The sequence below is a fragment of the Streptomyces sp. NPDC056161 genome (assembly GCF_042268025.1).
Classification (GTDB): domain Bacteria; phylum Actinomycetota; class Actinomycetes; order Streptomycetales; family Streptomycetaceae; genus Streptomyces.
The window spans coordinates 1-23,179 of the sequence record NZ_JBHJUV010000018.1 but is presented as its reverse complement, the minus strand read 5'-3'; the positions used below and the strand labels follow the sequence as shown (position 1 = coordinate 23,179).

Sequence of the window (23,179 nt, the reverse complement as noted above, 5' to 3'; positions counted from 1 at the left end):
TCATCGCCCGGAATACAGGTACGCCGCCCACAGCGTCGGGGTCCTCGGGTAGCGCTCCCGGCAGCGGCGCACGGCGTGGTGCAGGGCCGTCGCGACGTCCTCCCCCGCTGCGATCCCCTGGTGCAGGTCCACGGCGACCAGCCGGGCCACGTGGTCGTTGACCTGCCACAGAGTGCCGACGACCTGCGGGTAGCCGGCGAGTTGGAAGGCCGACACCAGGTGCAGCCCCTCGTCCGGGATCCGGTGTGTGCCGAGGGACGTCTCGCAGGCCGACAGCACCGCCAGCCGGACCCCGGAGAGGTCCAGCGCCGACACGTCCAGCACCGACAGCGGGCCGTCGTGCAGCAGCAGATGCCCGGCTGACGGATCATCAGGGTCGTGCGTCGCGTGGCACGCGAAGTGCGCCGACGCGTGCGTGGCCAGCGCGGCGCGGACCGTGTCGACCGTCGCCCGCGCGCCGGTCAGCCGAGTCGCCGGAGTCAGTGCGGCGATCCTGCTCGCCTCGCGTTCCGTGCTGCGCAGCGCCTTCGCGCCGGGTGCGTCCCCGATCGCCACGACCACCAGGTCGTCGCCGGCTCGTACGTACCGGGCCCGCGCGTGCCGCAGGGCGCGCAGCGTCGGGGTGTAGGCGCAGACCGCGCGGTCGAGGACCGTGGCACCGTCCGGGAAGCGGCCCGCCGCGTGGAGGGGGAGCAACGCGAGCTGCCCCACCGGCGACCACCAGATCCGCGGCGGGGTGCCGGACGGTGCGGCGGTGTGGCCGAGCCGTTTCAGCACCGGTTCGGCGACGAAGTCCCACAACCAGCCGAGCACCCGGGTGACGGTGGTCTGGGCCTCGGTCTCGCCGGGTCCCGGCCGGGTCGACGCGGCGAGCGCGGTTCCGAACGCGTCGGCCTGTTCGGCCACGGAGTCCGGTGAAACGCCCGGCAGTTCGACCACCGTGACGCCCGCGGGTCCGACGATCAGCGCGTCGCTGCGCAAGGCGCTCACGTTGATGAGGACGACCGGGCCGTCCTCGGCGGCGGCCAGCAGGTCGGTCAGCTCGGGCGGTGCGAGGAAGTCCTCGAACCCGGGCAGCGTGCGGACCTCGTCGAGCAGCCGCCCCAGACGGATGTCCAGGCCGTGCCGCTCGTCGGCCGCGGCGCCCAGGAGGTGCCCGGACGGGGCCAGCCGGTCGAACGCCTCGCCCAGCCGATCGGCCAGCTCCGGCGCGACCTCGTGCAGCCGGGACAGATCGCTGCGGCTCTGCAGTACCTGCCCGCCCAGTACGCCGCGGCCGAGTTCCAGCAGCCGTACCGCGGTCTGCGGGTCGTTCGCCCACACGGCGCTGGCGGCCGCGTCGGCGGCGAGCCCGTTCAGTTCCTCCAGCATCCGTTGCTGGTCCGGGCGGGCCAGCCGCCGCGGGACCACGAGCGGAAGCAGGCCGACCGCGAAGGCGTAGGCGTCCCGCGCCCGGCGCCAGTGTGCCGCCTCCGCCTCGGTGCGGGCCCATGCGCGGGCGGCCCTGATCCGTACGATCGGCTGCGCCTCCTCGGTCCGCGCCGCCTCGTGGAACGCCTGCCCCGCCGCGGCGAGGACGCCCGGGTCCAGGTTCGTCTCGTACTGCGCGTACAGGGCGTCGCCGTAGTTGATCTGGGCCGCGCCGCGCCGCGGGGTGCCGGGAGCGCTCGCCCGGACGACGCTGCCCAGAGCCGTCACAGCCCGGCCCAGGGCCGCGGGATCGCCGCTGAAGCGGTGCTCGGTGAGCCAGAGCCGGCCCAGGTTGCCGAGCGCCGCCCCATGGTCCGACCCGCCGTACGGCACCGACTCGACGACCTGCGTGTACTCGCTGACGGCCTGCGCCAGGTCGGTCCGCAGCCGGGTGTGCAGGAACCGGTCGTGGTGCAGCAGGCCGAGCAGCAGCGGGACGGTGGCGTCCTTGCTGCCCCGGCCGCGCGCGGACCTGCCGATCTCCACGGCTTGGTCCAGCAACTCGATGTCGTCCGTCCGTTCGATCAGATCGTGGACGGCGATCAGGTAGTTCTCGCAGCGGTTGCCCCACGAGCGGGTGCCGGTCGGGGTGGCCGCGAGCACCTCGTGCAGGAGGCCCACGCCTTCCCGCAGGGCCGCGAGGTCGCCGGTGTAGCGGCCGCGGTCCCGCAGCGCGGCGGCGAGGTCGACCTTGAAGTCGAGCAGCAGGGCCGATGTGTTCGGGGCGCCCGCCACCGCGGCCCGCAGATGGCCGATGGCGCTCTCCCGCACCGATTCGTCACCCGTGTGTTCGGCGGACCTCTGCAGCACGTCGCCGAGGAGGTTGAGCCGCAGCAGACGGTTGAGGTCGTCGGCGGGCGATGCCCGGACGCTCTCTTCCAGGAGGCGGGTCGCCTCGACGAGCGCGGTGTGGTCGTCGGTCAGCACGTACCGCTGGTGGAGGGCCCTGCCCAGTACGAACAGCACCGCCGGTTCGCGCGGCAGCCGGGACGCCGATTCGACGGCCTGGGCGACGTACGAGGCGTCGCGGGTGTGCTCGGCCAGCACGATCAGCGCCTCGGCCCGCATCGTGGCCACCACCCGCCGGTCCTGCTCGTCCAGGTGCGGGAGCGCCGCGTCGCAGCCGGTGATCGCCTCGTGCAGCGCCGACACGTCACCGAAGTACTCGAAGTGGTCCAGCAGCAGGGAGCTGAGGTTGACCCGCAACGTGTGTCCGACCGGATGGTCCGACACGTACCCGATGGCGGTACGCAGCCGGCTGATCCCCGCCAGCAGGTCGGCCGGATCGCCCGTGTACCGGTGGCGGTCGCGCAGTCCCATGGCCAGGTCGAGCATGGCGTTCACCGAGCCCTCGTCGGCCAGGCGCCGGTTGCGTTCGATGTCGTTGTCGAAGGGTGTCGGGGTCATCACGCGAGGCTATCCTCACTACGATGAGCGCTGACCAACTCGCCGTTCTGTGCGAGCGTTTGGCCGATGCCGCCGACGCGGTGCGGTCCTCGCCGGAGGTCCGGGCATGCGCGGAGTCGATCGCCGACCGGGTCCGCGGCGGTGCCGCGCCCCTCGAACTCGCCGACGACTTCGACGAACTGGAAGAGCTGCTGCTACAGGCCGGGCACTCGGCGGGGCTGAGCCCGTTCCGTACCTACGAGCGGCTGCTCGGCGTCGGCGACGGGCACCGGGTCCTTGAGGTCCTCGCCTGCCCCGGCGGCACCTGCTCCCGCATCGAGGCGCCGGGCGCGGCCCCGGTGGACTGCCTGGTGCACCGGCGGCCGATGGCCGTCAATAGGCTGCGGTCGTGACCAGGTTCCTGGAGGCGCTGGGCGGCCGACTGGCCGAGCGGTGGCTCGCTCTGCTGCTCGGCCCCAGCGTGCTGCTGATGGGTGCGATCGCGGCGGGGGTGACGCTCGGGCAGCGGCGCTGGCACGACATGGGGCTGCTGCTCGACCGGCTCGATGGGCTGGCGGCACAGCCGGCGCTGCGGACCGGTGGCACGCTGGTGCTCCTCCTGGCGGGGGTCCTCGTCGTCTCCGCGGGTCTCGGGCTGGCGGTCACCGCGCTGGGCGCCGTGGTGGAACGGCTGTGGCTCGGCGACCGGCCGCGACGGCTCACCGCCCGGCGCCGTCGGCGTTGGGACGCCGCGCAGGAGCGGTTCGACCGCGCCCTGGTGGCGGCGGCACGGGCCGAGCGCACTCCCGGGGCGGCGGCCGCCGCGGCGCGGGCCCGTGACCTCAACGCCCTGCGCAACCGGATCAGCCTCGCGCGGCCGGCCCGCCCGTTCTGGCTGGGCGACCGGATCGCCGCGGTGGACACCCGTGTCTGGGACAGCTACCGGCTCGACCTCACCTCGGCCTGGCCGCGGCTCTGGCTGACGCTGCCCGAGGACGTCCGTACCGAACTCGGCACGGCCCGCGCCGGCCTGGCCGCGGCGACCCGGCTGCTGGCGTGGGCCCTCGGCTATCTCGTCGTCGGCCTCGTGTGGTGGCCGTCGGCGGTCGTCGGCGCCGTCACCGCCGTGACCGCCTGGTGGCGGGCGCGGACGGCGGGCGCGGCGTTCGCTGAACTCGCCGAGTCGGCCGTCGACCTGCACGGCCGAGGGCTCGCGGAAAGTCTCGGCATCCCGTGCGCGGGCATGCTCACCGAGGACGTCGGTGCCGAGATCACCACGTTGCTGAGGAAACGGACATGACTTTCTTCTCCCGCCGTCGCGGGTCCGGCGACTCACCGACCCTGGACGACCAGGCCGTCCTCGTGATCGACCAGGGAGCACTGCCCTACCGGTCGCCGCACTGGTACGGCCATGCGGACTACCACGTACGGGTCTTCCGGCCCGGGAACGCGCCGAAACCGGTGGTCGTCCTGGGCGATCTGGACAACGACCCCGTCGCCTCGATCACCAACAAGTGCCCCGAGGTCACGGCGATCGTCGCCGGCCTGGTCCTGCGTCGCCACGGCGTGCACCCCACCCGGTTCGAGGACCACGCCCGGTGGCTCACCTACTACTCGGCCGCCGGTGGGATCGGCGAGATGTTCTGCGAGGTGCACGACTTCGACGTGGTGCCCGGCTACGACCCGCCGCTGGTCAAGGTCAGGTACCGGGACCTGCGGCGCGAGGAGGCCGAGGATCTCGTGGGCGGACCGCTCGGCAGGTGGCGGCGCCAGGACTACACGGTCGTGGAGCTCCAGCGGCGCGGGGTCCGCGTGATGCGGGTGCACCCGGCGAGTTCGTGATCCGGGAGGGTGAAGGGACCGGACGCACGGCAGCAGGCCGGACCGGCACGGCCGTCGGCCGCCGCCGTCGGCACCGCGCCCGCCGCCGCGGGCGATGACACCCCCGTCGGCCGAGAACGACCCGCACGCCTGCCGGCCCCGGCTGCGGCATCGGGCTCACGGGGCACACTGCCGCGTGGCTACGGACCCGGCCGGCCGTTCCGTGCTGGAGTCGCCCCATGGACGAGTCGAACACGCTGACGCGGCGTGGGGTTCTCCGGGCCGGGGCCGTGAGCGTCGGCGTGACGGCCCTGGCCCTGCCGCCGTCGTCCGCGCGGGCGGCATCCGCGCCGGCGGCCGACGGGGCGGCCGAAGCCGCCCCGGCCGTGCGGCGGTTGCGTTTCACACGGGGCACCAACGCCTCCGTCGCCGTGTCGCCCACGGACGGCACGCTGATCGTCGAGGTGCAGGGTGTGCTGTGGTCGCTGCCGCGCACGGGCGGCACGGCAACAGCGTTGACCGGCCCCGACCTGGAGCCGACCCGGGTGGCCTGGTCGCCGGACGGGACACGGGTCGCCGTGTGCGGGTACGGGGTCGGCGGGTTCCACCTGTGGACCATGGCCGCGGACGGTTCCCGGCTGCGGCAGGTGACGTCCGGCCCCTGGGACGACCGGGGCGTGACCTGGTCGCCGGACGGGTCGCGCATCGCGTTCGCCTCGGAGCGCGGCGGGGATCCGGTGCGCGGAACCTCGTACGCGATCTGGTCGGTGGACGTGCGCTCCGGCGACCTGGCGCGGCTCACCCACGACCGTGACGTCGACGACTTCGATCCGGCCTGGCATCCCGACGGCAGCAGGCTGTTGTTCGTACGGGCCGACGCCTCCGGGGCCCGCACCCTGGCCTCCGTGCCCGCCGGGGGCGGCCCGGTGACCGTGGAACGCACCGTGGACCGCGGCACCCTGGTCGGACCCGCGGTCGGCGCCGACGGCAGGGTGGCCTACGTACAGGTCGCGGAGGCCGTCCCGCCCGCCAATGCCCCCGCCAGCACGCTCATGGTCGACGGTCGGGCCGTGACCGACGGCGAGGACGTCTCGCCCCTGCCGCCCTGTTGGAGCGCGGAGGGCGAGTTGTTCTACGTGGCCGACGGGCACCCGCGGGTCCGGCGTCCCGCTCCCGACGGAACGCGACCGCCACCGAGGGACATCCCCTTCACGGCCGCCCTCGACGTCCCGCGGCCCGCCTACCGGCGCAGACGCTATGCCTTCGACTCCACCGCGAACCGGCCGGTGCGCGGGATCCATCTGCCGGTACTCTCCCCGGACGGCACCGCTGTCGTCTTCGCCGCCCTGAACGCGCTGTGGCTGCTGCCCATCGGCCGCACGCCCCGCGTGCTGGTGCGGGCGAACCCCCACGGCTACGTCCAGATGCCGTCCTGGGCGCCCGACGGGCGCAGCGTGCTGTACGCGTACGACGGCGGGCCGGACGGCGACGGGCTGCTCTGCGTGCACCGGCACTGGCTCGCCGACGGCCGCGACGAGGTGCTGGCGACGGGTGGCCGTATCAACCCCGTCCTCTCCCCCGACGGTTCCCGGCTCGCCTGCCACGACTCCGCCGGCGATCTCCTCGTCAGGGATCTCGGCACGGGGGCCGAGAGGACTCTGGCCACGCCACTGGGCGCCAACGGCCTGCCGGGCCGGCCGAGTTGGTCACCCGACGGGCGCTATCTGGCGTTCTGCGACCGCAACCGGCTGAACCGGCGTTTCCGCGAGGGATACAACCTGATCCGCGTCGTCGACGTGCGCACGGGAGAGTGGACCGCCCACCAGCCGGCGCCCCACGCGTCGTTGTCCGACCGGGGCACCAGCGGCCCCGCATGGTCACCGGACGGCTCGGCCATGGCCTTCGTGATGGAGTCCGCGCTGTGGACCCTGCCGGTAGGTCCCGACGGCACACCCGCCGGAGAGCCACGGCGCCTCACCGACGAGGCCGCGGACCACCCCTCCTGGTCCGGGGACTCGCGCACCCTGCTCTACGGGTCGAGCGGCACGCTCAGGCTCGTCCACCGCGACGGCTCCCGCCCGCGCACGGTGCACGTGCCCCTGCGGTACCGCCGCCGTCCGCCGTCCCGGACGGACACCACGCGCGTGCACGCCGGACGGCTCTGGGACGGGACCGGCGCATCCGTACGCGAGGACGTCGACGTCGTCGTCCGGGGCAACCGGATCCTGGCCGTGGAACCCCACCGGGCCGGGGGCCGCTCGGGCGAGACGTTCGTCGACGCGTCCGCCTGCACGGTCGTACCGGGACTGTGGGACGCCCACACCCATCCGTGGCAGTGCACGTACGGGGGCCGGCAGAACGCCCTCGCCCTCGCCTACGGCATCACCTCGCAGGTGTCCCTGGGTGGCTTCGCCCACGAGTCCGTGCGCATCAGGGAAGCGGTGGCGGCGGGAGACATGGCCGGACCGCGCCTGTTCGCCACCGGCGAGCTGATCGACGGCAGCCGGGTCGCCTACAGCATGGGCAGGGCGCACCGGACCCGGGAGGGGGTGCGGCGCTCGCTGGACCGCGCCGTCGCCCTCGGCTTCGACTTCGTCAAGACGTACGTCCGTGCCCCCGCCGTGACGATGCGGGCGGCGGCCGACACGGCGCACGCGTCGCTCGGCGTCCTGTCCGGCAGCCACCTGCTGTCACCGGGTGTCAGCACGGGGCAGGACCTCACCACCCATCTGCACGCCACCCAGCGTTCCGAGTTCGGGCGCGCCCGCACGCCCACCGGTCACTCCTACCAGGACGTCGTGGAGACCTACCGGGGCGGCGACTTCAAGCTCGTCATCACTCCGTTCACGGCGCTCGCCCTGCTCGGCGCGGATCCCGCACTGGCCACCGATGCCAGGGTGACCACGCTGATGCCGCCGTGGGACACCGCCCTCGTCGACCGGTGCGCGAGCACCCCTCCCCTCCCCGCGGTCACCGAGGCCATCGCCACCGAGATGGCCGTCTACCGGCGGATCCTCGCCGAGGGCGGCCTGATCGCCCTCGGCACCGACGCGCCGCTGACGCCGATCGGCCTGCACCTCCATCTCGCCCTGCGTGCCCTGCGTTCCAGTGGACTGTCCACCGCGCAGGTCCTGGCCACCGCCACGGTCGCCCCGGCCCGGCTGTTCGGTGTCGGTGACGACCTCGGCACCGTCGAGCCGGGCCGACTCGCGGACCTGACGGCCGTCGACGGTGATCCGTTCAGCGACTTCGACGACCTCGTGCGCACGACGTGGGCGATGCGGGACGGCGTTCTGTACCGGCAGCGGGACCTGGTCGGGGTCTTCCCCGCGCCCCCGGCCGTCCGTCGTGCGGCGGACGGCACGGACTGGCTCGCCGTCAGCCGCCGACTGCGTAGGGAACCCTGCTGTGCCGAGCACGCGTTGACCCCGTGACCGGCGCGAAGCCCCTGGACGTGGTGAGGCGGGCCGCACTCGGTCAGGTGGTGGTCACGGCGTGTTCCGTCGGGTTCCGGGGCACCTTCTCACGGAGCGGGAGCAGCAGCGGGGTCGCCAGGAGGACGACCCCGGCGAGGGCGATCGCCGTGCGGGGGCTGGTCGCGGCGGCCAGCACACCCCACAGGGCGGTCAGGAGCGCGATGGCGGCGCTGCTGCTGATCGACCACGCGGTCAGGGTGCGGGCGACGCGGTCGGAGGCGATGTGGTGGAGCCGGTGGGTGGCCACCACCGGGTTGAACACGCCGAAGCAGGTCACCAGAGCGAACTGGACGCCGATGATGAGGACGATCCCGGGGACGCCGGGTCGGACGAACGCCAGTCCGACGGGCCAGCAGGCGCGCAGTACTCCGGTGGCGAGCAGCACCCTGCGCTGTCCGAACCGCGTCACGAGCCGGGGCGCGAGACGTGCGCCGAGGAGACCTCCGACGCAGGGCAACGCGAACACGAGACCGTACTGCCAGGGCGCGAACCCCAGGCTGCCGACCAGGAGCACGGCGAGCAGCGGGTCGGCGGCCATGATCAGACCGTTGACGACGATCGTGTTGAAGAACAGCGGGCGCAGCGCGGGATGGGTGAGTATGTGGCGCCATCCTTCGAGGAGTTCGGCCGCACGCGCCCGCCGGACGCCGGCGCGCGGGGGGCGCTGTTCCGTCCCGCCGATGGCGCGGATGCCCAGCGCCGAGAGCAGATAGCTGACCGCGTCGGCCGCCACGGTCGTCACCGGGCCGAACAGCCCGATCGCGGCGCCGCCGAGCGGCGGTCCGAGCACGGTCGCGCTCCACGTCGTGGACTCGAACCGGCCGTTCGCGACGAGGAGGTCGGCCGGCGGCACGAGCGCCTTCAGGTACGCGCCGCTGGCGGCCTTGAACGCGATGTCGGCCGCGGCGGCGACGACGGAGACGACGAGGAGTTGGGGGAAGGTGAGCCGGCCGAGCACGTACGCGACGGGGACGCTCGTCAACGCGGCGAACCGGGTCAGGTCCATGGCCATCATCACCGGCCGTTTACGGCGGAACTCCATCCACGGGCCGAGCGGCACCGCCACCAGGGCCCCGACCGCCCGCCCCGTGGCGGACAGGGCCGACACCTCGGTCGGCCCGGAGTGCAGCACGAGGACCGCGATCAGGGGAAACGCTCCGAACCCGAACCCCGTGCCGTACGCGCTGACGGCGTACGCCCCCCACAGCCATCCGAAGCTCCTCCCCAGCGTCCGCCTGTCTGCCATGCCCCACGCAACCCTCGTCGTTCCGAACAGCCTCTTGCCGACCAACGGCATCAAAGTGACTGACGGGTGCCCGGATCAAACAACCGACCGGGCGGGAAAGCACAACCATTCGTTGTACCGATACCCTGATCGGTGTGGATCTCGATGCTGTGCGCACCTTCGTGACCGCGGCGGACACGGGGCGGTTCCAGGACGCCGCCGCCGAATTGGCGGTCACCCAGCAGGCCGTCTCCAAACGCATCGCCACCCTGGAGAAGGTCCTCGGCGTGCGGCTGTTCACCCGCACCGCGCGAGGAGCGACGCTCACCATCGACGGGCAGGCGTTCCTGCCGCACGCCCGCGGTCTCCTGCGGGCCGAGGAGCGGGCTGTCGCCTCCGTGCGTCCCGACCGTCGCGCGCTGCGCGTCGACGTGATCGGCCGGCGGCTCGCCCCGGCTGCCCAGTTGGGGGACTTCCGCCGCGCGCACCCCGAGGTCGAGTTGGACGTCGTGACCCTCTTCGACGTCGACGCAGCCGTCGACGCGATCCGCGCCGGCACGATCGACGCGTCCTTCCGTGCGGTCACCATGCCCGGAAAGCGGCTCCCGGACGGCATCGGGGCCGCCCGTGCCTTCGACGAACCCCTCCAGTTGCTCACCGGACCGTCCCACGAACTCGCCGCCGCCCGTGCGGTCCGGCCCGCCGAACTGGCCGGGCGGCGGATCTGGATGCCCGGCCTCGTTCCCGGAACCGAGTCGGCCGCCTACTACGACGATCTGGCCGCCGCGTTCGGGCTCACCATCGAGATCACCGGCCCCGACTTCGGCACCGAGCCCCTGCTGGACACCATCGCCGACTCCCGGTCGCTGGCGACGTTCGTCGGGGAGCAGACGCGGCTCGTCTGGCCCGCCGACCACGGCCTGCGGCGGATCACCCTGCGGGACCCGACGCCGGTCTACCCGCACTCACTGGTATGGCACCACGACAACCCGCACCCGGCCCTCGTCACGCTCCGCGACCACTTCCGCTCCGGACGGTTCGGCCAGACCGAGGCGGGGACGTGGACACCGGCCTGGGCCTAGGGCCCCGGCAGGGGTGCACAAGCTCCTCTCCGGCCGCGCGGGCGTCAAGCCCCCGACCATCGACGATGTCAGCTGCCCCGCTTCCGTCCCCGTCGAGGCGGGCCGGGAGTTCGAGTGCAAGGTCGACGGCGTCGGCGACGGCCACACCAGCGGCCATGCCTGGGTCAAGGTGAAGATCAGGGACGATCAGGGCGACCTGTCACTGAGCTGAGGAACGGCAGAGCGAGCGGGACCGCCCCCGCACCACGGCGGTTCCCGCTTCGGCGGGCACGTCGGCGCCCCGGAGCAGGGCATCGGCCTGACGCGCCGTGCGCGCCTCCCGCCCGGCCCTTCGCCGCCGCCCGGTCCGCCGGGGGCCGGCGTCAGGTTCGGGCCGTACCCCGGCGGTTCGCGAGGGCCAGGACGCGCCGGGCCGAGGCCACCACCGCCGGGTCGACGAAGCGGCCGTCCGGCAGGGCCGTCGCGCCCGGCGTCGCCCGCGCCGCTTCGACCGTCTCGTGCGCCGCGGCGATCTCCGCTTCGCCCGGCATGAACGCCCGCTCGATGACCGGGAGTTGACGCGGGTGGATCGCCGCCCTGCCGAGCAGGCCGAGGGCGCGGCCCCGGCGGCAGGACGCGGCCAGCCCCTCGACGTCGCGCACGTCCGGGTAGACGGACTGCGCGGGCGGCGCGAGGCCCGCCGCCCGCGCCGCGACCACCGCGCGCACCCGCGGCCAGGAGAGCCCTTCCTCGTCGGTGATCCCGAGGTCGGCGCGGAGGTCGGCCTCGCCGAGCGCGATCCCACGGACGGCGGGATGGGCGCGCGCGACGGCGTAGGCGTTCTCCAGACCGAGCGCCGACTCCAGCAGCGGGTACAGCGGGGGTGTCCCGGCCGGGCCGCCGTCCGCGAGCGCCCTGACGACGGACCGCACGTCGGCGGCCGAGGTCACCTTGGGCAGCCGCAGCCCGCCCAGGCCGGGCAGCGCCCCGAGCGCCGCCAGGTCCGCGGCGGCCCACGGGCCGTCCAGCGCGTTGATCCGCACATGCACGGACGCGGGACCCGGCGGGGATGCCGACAGCAGTTCCGCGGTCGCCTCGCGGGCGTGGTCCTTGCGGTCCGGCGCGACGGCGTCCTCCAGGTCGATCACCACCACGTCCGCACCGGACCGCAGGGCCTTCTGCACCGTGTCGGGCCGGTCGCCCGGAACGTAGAGCCAGGTCAGGAAGGCGTCCGACAGGCCGGGGACGCCCGTGCCGGCAGCGGCGGCGGTGAGTGCGCTCACAGTGCCCCCTCCTCGCGCAGGGCTTCCCGCTCCGCCCCGGTCAAACCCAGTTCGGCGAGGATGCTGTCGGTGTCCGCGCCGTGCGGGCGGCCCGGCCAGCGGATGGCGCCCGGCGTCGACGACAGCCGGAACAGCACGTTCTGCATCTTGATCGGCCCCAGTTCGGCGTCCTCGACGTGGGCGACGGTGCCGAGCGCCTCGAACTGCGGGTCGGCCAGCACGTCCCGTACGTCGTAGACGGGTGCCACCGCGGCCTGGGCCTCCTCGAACGCGGCGACCACCTCGTCCCGGTCGTGGCGGGCGATCCAGGCGCCGACGGCGGCGTCGATCTCGTCGGCGTGCTGCGCACGGCCCGTCCCGGTGGCGAACCACGGCTCGGACACGAACTCGGGGTACCCGACGAGTTTCAGCACCCGCTCCGCCACCGACTGGGCCGACGAGGACACCGCGAGCCACTTGCCGTCGGCCGTGCGGTAGGTGTTGCGGGGCGCGTTGTTGACGGACCGGTTGCCGGTCCGTGGCTGCACATAGCCGAGTTGGTCGTACCAGAGCAGTTGCGGTCCGAGCATCGCCAGCATCGGTTCGATGATCGCCAGGTCGACGACCTGTCCGGTGCCGGTGCTCGCGCGTGCGGCCAGCGCCGTCATCACCGCGTACGCGGTCGCCAGCGCGGAGACCGAGTCGGCGAGCCCGAACGGCGGCAGGGTCGGCGGGCCGTCGGGTTCGCCCGTGGTGGCCGCGAAGCCGCTCATCGCCTCGGCGAGGGTGCCGAACCCGGGGCGGCGGGCGTAGGGGCCGAACTGGCCGAATCCGGTGACGCGGGCGAGCACGAGCCGCGGGTTCGCCGCCGACAGTTCGGGCCAGCCGAGGCCCCACTTCTCCAGGGTGCCGGGGCGGAAGTTCTCGATGACCACGTCGGCGTCCGCGACGAGCCGGAGCAGCACGTCCCGGCCGCCGGGGGTGGACAGGTCCAGGGTCATGTTCCGTTTGTTGCGGCCCAGGTGCTTCCACCACAGGCCCACACCGTTCTTGGCGGGGCCGTGGCCGCGGGACGGGTCGGGCCGGCGCGGATGCTCGACCTTGATGACGTCGGCGCCGAAGTCCCCGAGCAGTGTCGCCGCGATCGGTCCGGCGAACAGCGTCGCGAGGTCGAGGACGCGCAGTCCGGCCAGCGGGCCGGGGCCTTTGCCCGGGGACGGTTCGCGCGCGGAGGTCCGGGCTATGGCGCCCCGGGCTCCGGGGCCGGGTTCCGCCCCGGCTCCGGGCGTGGTGCCGGGGTCGGCGGCTGTGCCCGGCGTGGTGCCGGGACTGGAGCGGTCGGGTCGTGCGTCGTACATGGTGGTGATACCTCGGCTTCCTCGGCCGGTCGGGCACGCGGGGTGCGGCAGGCGGATGGTCGGCGGACGGCGGCGGACGGCGCGGCGGACGGTCAGGGCGGGCTCGCCGCGACCCGGTCGATGGCGGCGCGGTCCGGCATGGAGGACGAGGCGCCCGGCCGCTGGACGGAGAGCGCGGACGCGGCGGTCGCCCACGTGAGGGCGTCGGCGACGGGCCGTCCCTCGCCGAGTGCGACGGTCAGGGCGCCCACGAAGGTGTCCCCCGCCGCGGTGGTGTCCACCGCGCAGACCCGGCGGGCCGGCACCCTCAGCCGATCACCGTCCCGGCTCAGGTACACGCAGCCCTGTCCGCCCAGCGTGACCACCACCTCGGCGCGCACGGCACGGGCGCGGGCCGTGCGGGACGCCGCGGTCATGCGGGGCCCTCCTGTTCGCGTCGTCCGGCTGCCGGGGCGGGCGGCTCGACGACGGCCGCGGTGCGCCGTGCCAACGCGTCGAAGCCGATGCCGTCGAGCCCGGCGACCGTCGTGGCCAGCCGGTTCTTCAGCGGTCCGGTCCACCGGCCGGGCAGCCCGCCCGGGGAACCCGCCAGCAGTCCGGCCACCGATCCGGCCGTGGCCCCGTTCGAGTCGGTGTCCCAGCCACCCGAGACGACCCGGCAGATGGACCCGGTGAAGTCGCCGTCGGCGTGGGTGAGCGCGGCGGCCAGCAGCGCCGCGTTGGGCAGGACGTGCACCCAGTGGTGGTGCCCGTAGGCAGCGTGCAGGGCGTCGACGACCTCGGCGAACCCCTCGGGGGTGCCGGTGGGTTCGGCGCGTGCGCTGTCGATGCCGAACCGTACGGCGGCGGCGAGCCGGGAGCGCGCGGGCACCACGGACAGGCCGGCGGCGAGGCACTGGTGCGCGTCCGCCCCGCCGCCCGCGGCCCGCGCGATGACGGCGGCGGCGAACATCGCGCCGTACACGCCGTTGCCGGTGTGGGTGAGGACGGCGTCCCGCCATGCCTCGTCGGCGGCGGCCGACGGGTCGCCCGGGTGGGTCCAGCCGAAGACGTCCGCGCGGATCAGCGCGCCGATCCACTCCCGGAACGGATTGCGCGTCGTCGCCGTGCGGGGCGGTTCGACGCCGTCCAGGAGGTTGCGGTAGGCGACGCGTTCGGCGGTGAAGGTCCGGCCGGCCGGCAGTTCGTCGAGCCACAGTCGGGCGATGTCCGCGGTGGTGAAGGTGTGCCCGAACCGTTCCAGTGCGAGCAGGCCCAGCAAGGGGTAGTTGAGGTCGTCGTCCTCAGGCATCCCGTCGATGTTCTCGGCGAGCGAGGTGGGGCGGCTGCGCCGGTTCCACGGGTAGCGTGCGGCGATGTCGGGGGCGAGGCCCCGTTCGGTGAACCAGGTGGTCAGCGGCCAGTTACCGGTGGAGCGGGCGATGGCGCGGATGCCGTCGAGCGGCAGTTTCTCCACCGGTTTGCCGAGCAGGCAGCCGGCGGCCCGGCCGAGCCATCCCGCCTCCAGCCGGACCGCGACGTCCTCGGCGTCCGGGGCCCGCACGGCCGGGGCCCGGGACGGGCCTGGTGCGGCGTCGTGGATCGCGGACAAGTCGGTCGGTTCCTCGGCGGCCGACGGGCGCTCCAGCGCGGCGAGTTCGTCCAGCAGGTCACCGGCGAGGGCGCGCAGCACCGGGTCCCCGGGCCCCGGTGAGGCGCCGGCCCGCTCGGGCGCGAGGTGGCCGCCCGCCGCCAGCCACCGCCTCCGTACGTCCCGCGCGTCGCGCCCGTCCTCGGCGGCCTGCCGCAGTTCGTGGCCGACGAGGTCCTCCGGCTGGACCCAGGTCAGTCGCAGCACGGTCACCGCGCACCGGCCAGTTCGGTGAAGGCGGCCTCATGGGTACGGCGGCGCTCGGTGTCCTTCGCGAACACCTCCCGGGTGACGGCGGCGAGTTCGGCGGCGGGGCCGTGCAGGTCGAGGCGGCTGGCGCGGCCCACCTCCTCGCTCCACCGGGCCGGGACAGCCGTGCCGCCGCCCAGCGCGCCCGCGATGGCACCGCCCATCGTGGCGATCGAGTCGCAGTCGCGGCCGTAGTTGACCGAGCCGAGCACCGTCGGCTCGTACGCGCCGTCCGCGACGAGCAGCATGCCGAGCGCCACGGGCAGTTCCTCGACGCTGTGCAGCCGCGAGGGGCGCCGGGCGCCGAGGGAGGGCTGCCGGTAGTGGGGGCCGACCGTGTCGAACGGGGCGACGGCCTCCCTGAGCGGGGTGAGCGCGGACTCCCAGTCGTCGTGGTCGGCGGCCCGTTCGCACACCGCTTCGATCGCGGCCCGCGTGCCGTCCTTGGCGAGCCGCAGTGCCTCGGCGATCACGCTCGACGGGGTCGCGCCCGGAGTGAACGCGGCGGCCACCGCGGCGGCGAACACCCCGGCGGCTTCCCGCCCGTACGAGGACTGGTGCGGTGCGGCCACCTCCAGCGCCTCCCGGTAGGCGGCGTCCGGATGGCCCGCGTTGACGATGCCGACGGGCGCCATGTACATCGCGGCACCGCAGTTGACGATGTTTCCCACCCCCGCCTCGCGCGGGTCGACGTGCCCGTAGTGCAGGCGGGCGACGATCCACTTCTCGGCGAGGAAGATCCGCTGGAGCGGCAGCGCCTCGGCCTCCAGTTCGGGGATCCAGCGGGGGGTGCCGATCAGGTCGGGCACCAGGTGGTCCGCCACGCTGTAGGCGTCGAGATGGTCCCGGACGGTCGTGTACACCCGCACCAGGGCGTGCGTCATCAGGGTGTCGTCGGTGACGTGCCCGTCGCCCTTGTGGTACGGCGCGATCGGCCGGGCCGTGCGCCACTCGTCGCCGTGGAACGGGCCCACGACGCCGCGCACCCGGCCGCCGTGCCGCTCGGCGATCTGCTCGGGGGTCCAGCCCTCCACGGGGCCGCCCAGGGCGTCGCCGACCGCCGCGCCGACCAGGCAGCCGGTGACGCGGTCCTCAAGTGTGGGTTTCATCGGGCTTCAGGTCCTTCCGTGGCGGTGGGCACGGGCTCGCGGGTGGCGAGCCGGGTGGCGAGGCCGGTGAGGTCGCAGCCGGCGAAGCGGGGCAGGGCGCAGCCGACGAGCGTCCCGCAGGTGTCGCGCCAGGACGCGGGCAGGGCGGCGGCGCCGCCGATGGCCCCGGCGAGGGCTCCGGCGAGGGCGGGCGCCGAGTCGGCGACCCGGGACAGGCAGGCGGCCGCCGGCACCGCCTCGTGCACGGCGCCGTCCGAGGCGAGGACGAGCGCGAGTGCGGTGGGCACCGTCTCGGCCGCGGCGATGCCGTAGCTGTAGACGTGGTCGATGATCTGGTGCTCCAGGAGCGGGATCAGGCCGAAGGCCCGGCCGGGTGTGTCCCGGCCGTAGCCGTGCACCAGCGACACGGCGTGCGCCGTGTTGCGGGCGATCTCCGAGCCCTCCGGGAGTTGCCCTCGGGCGGCCTCGACGCACTCTTCCGGCGGGGCGCCGACGAGGGCGAGCGAGACGGCCGCCGCCATGGCGCGGGCGCCGTGCACGCCGTCGCCGTCCTGCGTGTAGTGGGCGTCGAACTCGGCGAGGTCGGCGGCGGCCGACGGGTCGCCGGGGTGGACGACGGCCAGCACGCAGGCACGGACGCAGGCCGCGTCGTCGAAGAAGTGCGGGTTGTCGTGGCCGGTGGCCGGCGGGCGCAGGCCGGTGGCGAGATTGCCGAGCCCGGCGCGCACGGAGATCCGGGCGCGGAGCGTGATCACCGCGGATTCGACCTCGGGGGCGCGGGCGGCCGCCGAGGAGATCTCCGACGCGAGCGCCGTCCACGCCAGGTCGACCGCGGAGCGCACCCTGCGGTCCGGGCTCAGGTCGCTGCGCTGCGTGGCGTGCGCGGCGATCACGGCCTCGGCGGTGAAGGCGGCCCATTCGGCGTCGTCGGACGGGCCGAGCCGCAGCGGTTCGGACGGCTGGTTGAGCGCGATCGGCACCGGCAGCGTGGTGGTGGCGTTCTGCTCGGCGAACGTGTCGAGTTCACGGGTGAGGCGGCGGGTCCACTCCGGCATCCGCGCGGCCCGGTGGCGGGCCGCGGGCCAGCCGGCCGCGTCGCCCGCGGCGAGTCCGATCAGCATGCCTTCGACGCGGTCGCGGGCGGCCGGCCGGAAGTCTGCGGTCCCGGCCGCGCGGGGCGCGGCACCGGTGGCGGCGGCCCGGCGGGCCGGGTCCTGCGCGGTCCTGGCCGTGGCGGTCCGGGCGCCGCGCGCGTTCTGGCCGTACGTGTTCTGGCCGGGCGTGTTCTGGCCTCCCGACCGGCTGTCCGGTACGGGGCGTCGGGATCCCGTCGTCACGACGCCACCCGCTCGGCACGATCGGATGCCTCGTGCTCGGGGGGCGACAGCAGGTCCGCTATGTCGCGGACGTGGTAACCCGCCATCGGCGGCAGACAACTGCCGCGCACGGGACGGACCGCCGACGTCCAGCGTTCGGGGAGCGCCGCGTGGCCGCCGAGCGCACCCGCGAGGGCGCCGGCGACGGCGGCCGTGGTGTCCGCGTCCCGGCCCATGTTGACCGCGCACAGCACGGATTCCGTGAAGTCGCCGTCGGCCAGCGTGAACGCGCCGAACGCCAGTCCGACGGCCTCCGGTGCCAGGTCCGTCCAGGGATAACCGCCGATGACCACCGACGACCTCAGGGCCCTCTCCCGGTCCAGGCGGGTCAGCGAGGCGTCCTGGCGGGCCAGCCGCGCCGCCGTCACCGCGCGGCGCAGCGAGCGGGCCGTCCAGGAGTCCTCGGGCACCACCGACAGCGCCGCGTTGATCACGGCCGAGCAGTCCCCGCCGCCCATGGCGGACGCCACCCCCGCCGCGACGGCCTGTCCCCCGTAGATGCCCTCGCCCTCGTGGCTGACGGTGCCGTCGACGGCGACGAGCAGCGCCGCCTCGGCGGGCCGGCCGGCCGCGAACACCCCGAACGGCGCCGCGCGCATGGCCAGGCCGTCGCTCCAGGCGTGCCGGTGCTGCGCCGTGATGGGGGCGGCCAGGCCCCTGCGCAGGTTCTCCAGCGTGCCGCGCTCGCTGAAGCCCGCTCCGCGGAACGGCCCCTCGTTGCGGTCGGCGATCCAGAAGTGCCAGGCGGCCTCGACGTCGGCGACGGTGAGCGCGGAGCCGTAGCGGGCGAGCAGCAGCCCGGACAGGATCGCGTACTCCGTGTCGTCCGTGCCCGCGGGGTCGGCCGTGACGAAGTCCTCGATACGGCCCCAGCGCTCCCTGATCTGGGAGGGCTTCATGTTCTCCGCGGGTGCGCCGAGGGCGTCGCCGATGGCGAGCCCGGTGAGCGCACCGCGGGCGCGGTCCCGCACGGTGCCCGGTTCCGGCGCCGGCAGCGGGGTGCCGCCGGGCGGCGGTGCCGGCGGTGGCCCGAGGGGGGATCCGGGACGTGCGGGGGACGTGGGGGGTGCGCTCATCTCGTGCCGTTCTCGTTCGGTGGTGCTGTGCGGTGCGTGCGGTGTCGGTGGGTCAGGGCGGCCGGGTGCCGGGCCGGCCGCCCGTGGCTCACTCCCGGTAGCGGTCGAAGATGCGGTTGCCCTCGCGGACGAGCTGGTTGCGCAGGTCGTCGAGGCTGGAACCGCCCTTGTAGTACTCCTGGAGCGCAGGCGTGGCGATCTTGTCCTTCCACTCGGGGTAGCCGCGTGACCCGAGCATGGGCGAGGCGATCAGGTTGCGGGCCACGGCGATTCCGGTCGACCAGCCGTCCTTGGCGGTGGTGATGGACGGGTCGGCGAGCGCGGTCTCGCCGGTGGGCACCATCCAGTCCCCGCGGGCCAGTTGGACGAGGTGCGCGTTCTGCGTCATGAAGGCGATGAACGCGGCGGCGGTCCCGGGGTGCTTGCACGCCTTCGACACGGACAGGGTCTGCGGGCTGACGCCCTGGGCGCGGCTGTGCGGGCCGACGGGCAGCGGCAGCGTCACCCAGTCGAAGCCGTCGGGGGCCTGCTGTGCCACCTGCTGCCGGTAGGAGAAGCCCAGCGGGAGCAGGGCGTAGCGGCCCGCGAAGAAGCCGGGCAGGGTGTCGCCGCCCCCCATGCCGAGCGCGCTCGGTGACGCCGTGCGGTCGGTGTTGACCTGCCGGTGTATGAGTTCGGGGAAGGCCGAGTCGGCGGCGTCGAAGCGGACTTCGGGCGTGCCGTCGTCGCGCCGGTACAGGATCTTGCCGCCGTTGGACACCGACAGGTTCACCGTCGCGTTGACGGGTGCGTTCATCGCCCAGGCCGTGCCGTACCGCGCGGCGGTGCCCTTGCCCGGGGTGGTGAGTTCCTTGGTGACGTCCTCGAACTCGGTCCAGGTCCAGGGCTTGTCGGCGGTGGGCAGGGGGATCCCGGCCCGGTCGAGGATGGTCCGGTTGGCGAGCAGCACCCAGGGTTCCTGGAGGAACGGCACGCCGTACAGGCCGCCGCCGAACTGTGCGGCGGACCAGGACGAGGCGGGGATGCGTGCCTTCAGGTCGGCGGGGACGAGGTCCGTGAGATCGGTGAGGTAGCCGCCGTAGCCGAAGTCGGTGAGGTCGACGGCCTCGTCGTGGATGATGTCCGGGGCCGCACCGCCCTCGAAGGAGGTGAGCAGCTGGTCGTGCACGGTGTCCCAGCTGCCCTGCACGTACCGGACGGGGGTGTGGGGATGGTTCTTGTTCCACTGGGCCACGAGCGCCTTGTTCGCGCTCACCGACTCGGCCTGCCAGGCCAGCGAGAGGAAGTCCAGCGCGCCGGATCCGTCGCCGGAGCTGCCGCAGCCGGTCAGCAGGGGCGAGGCGACGGCCGCCGCGGCGGTCGCGGCGGCGCCGCCCAGGAACGTACGACGGCGCATCAGCCCTTCACCGCCCCGGCCAGTACGCCGCCCACCAGACGCTTCTGGAGGAAGGCGAAGAACACCAGGCTCGGCAGGGTCGCGAGCACCGAGGCGGCGGCGAGCGGGCCGAGGTCCGCCGCGCCCTCCGCGCCGAGGAAGTGGGTGAGGATCACGGACATCGTCTGCTTCTCGGGGGACTTGAGCAGGACCAGGGCGAAGAAGAACTCGTTCCACGCGGTCACGAAGGAGAACATCAAGGTCGCCACCAGGCCGGGGACCAGCAGTGGGAAGACCACACTGCGCAGGATGCGCCACCGGCCGCAGCCGTCGATCGACGCGGCCTCCTCCAGCGAGAGGGGAACCGCCTTGACGTACCCCTGGAGCATCCAGAGTGCGAACGGCAGGTTCCACACCACGTAGACGATGACCAGGCCGGGCAGCGAGTCGACCAGGCGCAGGTTCTTCAGCACCAGGAACAGCGGGATGATGACGAGCACGAACGGGAACATCTGACTGACCAGCACCCAGCCCGTGCCGAGGCGGCTGACCACCGACCGGAACCGCACCAGCACGTACGCGGCGGGTACCGCGATCGCCACCGAGATCAGCGCGGTGACCACCGACACCAGGAGGCTGTTGAGCGCGGACCGCAGCAGCGGCTGTTCGTCGATCGCCGAGCGGAAGTTGTCGAGCGTCGGGTGCCGGGGCAGCCAGGTGGGGTCGACGGATCCCAGTTCCTGCGGGGACTTGAAGGCCGTCGACAGCAGCCACAGCAGGGGGAAGGCCAGGAAGATCACGTAGCACAGCAGGGCCAGGTACTGGCCGGTGCGGCCGGCCACGTGCGCGCCGCCGCGCCGGGTGGTACGCCGGGGACGGGAGTGCCTGGCCGGTTTCGCGGAGTCCGACCGCGTCGGGGCTAGAGTGCCGCTCACTGGTCTGCCTCCTTGAGACGGTTGCGCAGGAAAACGGTCAGCAGGACGGCGATCACGGCGATCATCACGAGTCCCATCGCGGCGGCGTAGCCGAACTGCCCGTACTGGAACGCCTCCTGATAGGCGAACAGGGTCGGCAGCCGGGTCTTGCCGCCGGGGCCGCCGTTCGTGAGCACGTACACCAGGCCGAAGGAGTTGAAGTTCCAGATGAAGTCGAGTGCGGTGATGGACAGCACCACCGGTTTCATCGCGGGCCAGGTCACGGCGGTGAACCGGCGCCAGACGCCGGCTCCGTCGAGGGCGGCCGCCTCGTGCAGTTCGGCGGGCACGTTCTGCAGGCCGGCCAGCAGGACGACCGTGGTCTGCGGCATCTTGGCCCAGACGCCCACCACGATCACCGCGGGCAGTGCGAGGGTCAGGCTGGAGAGCCAGTCGGTGGTGCCGGAGGTCAGGTGGAGGTGGCGCAGGGTGCTGTTCAGGATGCCCGCGTCGGGGTTGTAGACGAGCCGCCACATGATGCCCACGACGACCTCGGGCATGGCCCACGGAACGAGCGCGAGGGTCCGGGTCAACCAGCGGAATCGCAGGTTCTGGTTGAGCAGCATGGCGAGGCCCAGCGAGAGCAGGAACTGCAACGCCGTCACGCAGACCGCCCAGATCAGGCCGATCTTGAAGGAGTCCCAGAACAGCGAGTCGAGCCGGAGGTCCGCGAGATTGCGCAGTCCGGTGAAGGACGTCGAGCGGGTGACTCCGGACTGCGCATCGGTGAACGCGAGCGCGATGCCGTACAGCAGCGGGCCGACGCTCAGCACGAGCACCGGGATCAGCGCGGGCAGCAGCAGGAACCAGGCGTCCTTCTCCAGGCCGAGCATTCTGCGCCGCGCGGCGGACCCCCGCGGCGGCATACGCGTGCCGCGGGCGGAGCGGGTGGCGACCGGGGCGCTCACGGGCGGTTCCCCGCGGACACGCAGGGCTCGCCGGACGGGTGTGCGTCCCGTTCGCCGGGCGGTTCCCGGTCCGGCGACGCGACGGCCGCGTGACCGGCCGCGTCGGCTCCGGCGGAGGAGGCGCGGACGACGAGCCGGGGGGCGACCGTCGTGCAGCCGACGTCGGAACCCGCGGCCGGGGCGCCGGCTTCGAGCCGGGCGACCAGCATCTCGGCGGCGAGCCTGCCGCGTTCGGCGGAGCCGAGGTCGACGCTGGTCAGCGGCGGGTAGCCGGCCCGCGCCAGGTCACTGTCGTCCATGCCGACGACGGCGAGGTCCGCGGGTATGGCAAGGCCCCGGCTGTGTGCGGCGTGCACCACGCCGAGCGCCAGTTGGTCGTTGGCGCAGAAGACGCTGTCGATGCCGCGGCCGGCGTCGAGCAGCCGGTGCGCCGCCGCGGCGCCGGCCTCGACGGAGAAGTCGGTGGTGACGGTGAGGGCCGGGTCGACCGCGAGGCCCGCCTGTGCGAGTGCCGCCCGGTAGCCCTGGGCGCGGTTGGCGCCCGGAACGGTGTCTGCGGGGCCGTTGACGAAGGCGATCGTGCGCCGGCCGAGCCCTGTCAGGTGCCGCACCGCCAGCATCGCGCCCTGGACCGAGTCGGCGCGCACGCTGTCCACCGTGGCCTCGGGCGGCACGGAGCCGATGACGACGACCGGTCCTGACGCCGTCCGCAGCGCGGCGAGATGGGCGTCGGTCACCCGGATCGGGCAGATCAGGAGGCCGTCGCTGGTGCGGTCGGCGAGGCTGCGGATCACGTCGAGTTCGTCCTCGGCGACGGCGTCGGTCGAGTGCAGCAGCAGCCGGTATCCCAGCGGTTTCGTCACCGCCTGTATCTGCCGGACCATCGAGACGTAGGTGGGGTTGCCGATGTCCGGCATCGCGAACGTGAGCTGTCGCGACCTGCCCCCCTTGAGGGACCGGGCCACCCGGTTCGGCACGTACCCCAGTTCGGCCGCCGCCTTCTCGACCCGGCGTACGGTGTCGGGCCGACCGCCGTGACCGTTGAGCACGCGGGAGACGGAGGCGATCGACACCCCCGCTGCCAGCGCGATGGTCTCCACCGTCGGTGGTCCGCCCGAACTCGTCATGATCGCCCCTTTGCAGATCGGCTGGTCACTCCTGCTGTAAACGTTTACGGTCCGGTCGGCTTTCTGGAAACGTTTACAGAGCGGTCTGCACAACCGCCGGGGAGTGGAAGGTGTTTTCACATCCTGCGGACGGCTCAACCCCGCGTCAATGAGATGTGAGATCTGCCGCATCCGCCGACACGACTCTTGACGGGGTGCCACTCGACATGCGGGACCCGGTGTGCCGCGACGTCCGGACCGGCCGGCTCTACCCCCCGGGTCCGCCCCACCGGCCCTTCTCCTGGCGGGAGTCGAGC

19 protein-coding genes are annotated in these 23,179 nt (G+C 73.9%); 6 read left to right on the top strand and 13 right to left on the bottom strand.

The features are described 5' to 3' along the window. Entirely contained in the window at positions 1-2,877 is a 2,877-nt protein-coding gene (locus ACFC09_RS18470) for a CHAT domain-containing protein (protein WP_376529246.1), read from the bottom strand. A gap of 23 nt (positions 2,878-2,900) precedes the next feature. Here ACFC09_RS18470 and ACFC09_RS18465 point away from each other — a divergent pair, with 23 nt between their 5' ends. From ACFC09_RS18465 to ACFC09_RS18450, 4 genes are all read left to right on the top strand, one after another. Continuing rightward, positions 2,901-3,269 (top strand): hypothetical protein, encoded by a 369-nt coding sequence (locus ACFC09_RS18465; RefSeq protein ID WP_376529245.1) that lies wholly within the window; start codon positions 2,901-2,903, stop codon positions 3,267-3,269. Then, positions 3,266-4,156 (top strand): hypothetical protein, encoded by an 891-nt coding sequence (locus ACFC09_RS18460; protein ID WP_376529244.1) that lies wholly within the window; start codon positions 3,266-3,268, stop codon positions 4,154-4,156. Before ACFC09_RS18465 ends, ACFC09_RS18460 begins: the two co-directional genes overlap by 4 nt. Continuing rightward, positions 4,153-4,698, top strand: coding sequence for a hypothetical protein (locus ACFC09_RS18455; protein WP_376529241.1), 546 nt, complete (start codon positions 4,153-4,155; stop codon positions 4,696-4,698). The genes ACFC09_RS18460 and ACFC09_RS18455 overlap by 4 nt, the downstream gene beginning before the upstream one ends. 218 nt (positions 4,699-4,916) lie before the next feature. Further along, complete coding sequence (locus ACFC09_RS18450; RefSeq protein ID WP_376529238.1) at positions 4,917-8,111, top strand: amidohydrolase family protein; 3,195 nt, start codon at positions 4,917-4,919, stop codon at positions 8,109-8,111. A gap of 43 nt (positions 8,112-8,154) precedes the next feature. Here the strand turns inward: ACFC09_RS18450 and ACFC09_RS18445 are convergent, their stop codons facing one another. Further along, positions 8,155-9,399: an MFS transporter gene (locus tag ACFC09_RS18445; RefSeq protein ID WP_376529236.1), complete on the bottom strand. Its 1,245-nt coding sequence runs from the start codon at positions 9,397-9,399 to the stop codon at positions 8,155-8,157. 134 nt (positions 9,400-9,533) lie between these two features. On the opposite strand from ACFC09_RS18445, the gene ACFC09_RS18440 reads away from it, so the two are divergent. Next, positions 9,534-10,460, top strand: coding sequence for a LysR family transcriptional regulator (locus ACFC09_RS18440; protein ID WP_376529233.1), 927 nt, complete (start codon positions 9,534-9,536; stop codon positions 10,458-10,460). A 13-nt stretch (positions 10,461-10,473) separates the two neighbouring features. Next, the gene (locus ACFC09_RS18435) at positions 10,474-10,671 is read left to right on the top strand and encodes a DUF4333 domain-containing protein (RefSeq protein ID WP_376529230.1); all 198 of its coding nucleotides are present in this window, start codon (positions 10,474-10,476) and stop codon (positions 10,669-10,671) included. 151 nt (positions 10,672-10,822) lie between these two features. On the opposite strand, the gene ACFC09_RS18430 is transcribed toward ACFC09_RS18435, so the two are convergent. The 11 genes from ACFC09_RS18430 to ACFC09_RS18380 form a co-directional block, all read right to left on the bottom strand. Next, positions 10,823-11,722, bottom strand: a complete 900-nt coding sequence (locus ACFC09_RS18430; RefSeq protein WP_376529227.1) for an HpcH/HpaI aldolase/citrate lyase family protein — start codon at positions 11,720-11,722, stop codon at positions 10,823-10,825. Then, on the bottom strand, positions 11,719-13,059 hold the full coding sequence (locus tag ACFC09_RS18425) for a CaiB/BaiF CoA transferase family protein (protein WP_376529225.1): 1,341 nt from the start codon (positions 13,057-13,059) through the stop codon (positions 11,719-11,721). Before ACFC09_RS18425 ends, ACFC09_RS18430 begins: the two co-directional genes overlap by 4 nt. A gap of 92 nt (positions 13,060-13,151) precedes the next feature. Beyond that, entirely contained in the window at positions 13,152-13,475 is a 324-nt protein-coding gene (locus tag ACFC09_RS18420; RefSeq protein ID WP_376529222.1) for a PfkB family carbohydrate kinase, read from the bottom strand. Then, positions 13,472-14,896: an ADP-ribosylglycohydrolase family protein gene (locus ACFC09_RS18415; RefSeq protein WP_376529576.1), complete on the bottom strand. Its 1,425-nt coding sequence runs from the start codon at positions 14,894-14,896 to the stop codon at positions 13,472-13,474. Before ACFC09_RS18415 ends, ACFC09_RS18420 begins: the two co-directional genes overlap by 4 nt. 2 nt (positions 14,897-14,898) lie before the next feature. Then, positions 14,899-16,047, bottom strand: a complete 1,149-nt coding sequence (locus ACFC09_RS18410) for an ADP-ribosylglycohydrolase family protein (protein ID WP_376529220.1) — start codon at positions 16,045-16,047, stop codon at positions 14,899-14,901. Next, positions 16,044-17,384 carry an ADP-ribosylglycohydrolase family protein gene (locus tag ACFC09_RS18405; RefSeq protein ID WP_376529217.1) on the bottom strand — a complete coding sequence of 447 codons (1,341 nt, stop codon included), beginning with the start codon at positions 17,382-17,384 and terminating at the stop codon, positions 16,044-16,046. Before ACFC09_RS18405 ends, ACFC09_RS18410 begins: the two co-directional genes overlap by 4 nt. Continuing rightward, on the bottom strand, positions 17,381-18,499 hold the full coding sequence (locus ACFC09_RS18400) for an ADP-ribosylglycohydrolase family protein (protein ID WP_376529215.1): 1,119 nt from the start codon (positions 18,497-18,499) through the stop codon (positions 17,381-17,383). Before ACFC09_RS18400 ends, ACFC09_RS18405 begins: the two co-directional genes overlap by 4 nt. 88 nt (positions 18,500-18,587) lie before the next feature. Next, a complete protein-coding gene (locus ACFC09_RS18395; protein WP_376529212.1) occupies positions 18,588-19,895 on the bottom strand; it encodes an extracellular solute-binding protein in 1,308 nt (435 codons plus the stop codon). Continuing rightward, a complete protein-coding gene (locus ACFC09_RS18390; protein WP_376529574.1) occupies positions 19,895-20,716 on the bottom strand; it encodes a carbohydrate ABC transporter permease in 822 nt (273 codons plus the stop codon). Before ACFC09_RS18390 ends, ACFC09_RS18395 begins: the two co-directional genes overlap by 1 nt. Before the next feature lie 89 nt (positions 20,717-20,805). After that, positions 20,806-21,714, bottom strand: coding sequence for a carbohydrate ABC transporter permease (locus ACFC09_RS18385; protein WP_376529572.1), 909 nt, complete (start codon positions 21,712-21,714; stop codon positions 20,806-20,808). 38 nt (positions 21,715-21,752) lie between these two features. Next, positions 21,753-22,883 (bottom strand): LacI family DNA-binding transcriptional regulator, encoded by a 1,131-nt coding sequence (locus tag ACFC09_RS18380; protein ID WP_376529209.1) that lies wholly within the window; start codon positions 22,881-22,883, stop codon positions 21,753-21,755. Positions 22,884-23,179 lie beyond the last annotated feature (296 nt).

Coding starts and splice junctions, on each gene's coding strand:
- ACFC09_RS18465 (WP_376529245.1), top strand. CDS start 2,901: ATGAGCGCTGACCAACTCGCCGTTCTGTGCGAGCGTTTGGCCGATGCC.
- ACFC09_RS18450 (WP_376529238.1), top strand. CDS start 4,917: ATGGACGAGTCGAACACGCTGACGCGGCGTGGGGTTCTCCGGGCCGGG.
- ACFC09_RS18410 (WP_376529220.1), bottom strand. CDS start 16,047: ATGAAACCCACACTTGAGGACCGCGTCACCGGCTGCCTGGTCGGCGCG.
- ACFC09_RS18420 (WP_376529222.1), bottom strand. CDS start 13,475: ATGACCGCGGCGTCCCGCACGGCCCGCGCCCGTGCCGTGCGCGCCGAG.
- ACFC09_RS18395 (WP_376529212.1), bottom strand. CDS start 19,895: ATGCGCCGTCGTACGTTCCTGGGCGGCGCCGCCGCGACCGCCGCGGCG.
- ACFC09_RS18455 (WP_376529241.1), top strand. CDS start 4,153: ATGACTTTCTTCTCCCGCCGTCGCGGGTCCGGCGACTCACCGACCCTG.
- ACFC09_RS18385 (WP_376529572.1), bottom strand. CDS start 21,714: ATGCCGCCGCGGGGGTCCGCCGCGCGGCGCAGAATGCTCGGCCTGGAG.
- ACFC09_RS18380 (WP_376529209.1), bottom strand. CDS start 22,883: ATGACGAGTTCGGGCGGACCACCGACGGTGGAGACCATCGCGCTGGCA.
- ACFC09_RS18445 (WP_376529236.1), bottom strand. CDS start 9,399: ATGGCAGACAGGCGGACGCTGGGGAGGAGCTTCGGATGGCTGTGGGGG.
- ACFC09_RS18470 (WP_376529246.1), bottom strand. CDS start 2,877: ATGACCCCGACACCCTTCGACAACGACATCGAACGCAACCGGCGCCTG.
- ACFC09_RS18425 (WP_376529225.1), bottom strand. CDS start 13,059: ATGTACGACGCACGACCCGACCGCTCCAGTCCCGGCACCACGCCGGGC.
- ACFC09_RS18400 (WP_376529215.1), bottom strand. CDS start 18,499: ATGAGCGCACCCCCCACGTCCCCCGCACGTCCCGGATCCCCCCTCGGG.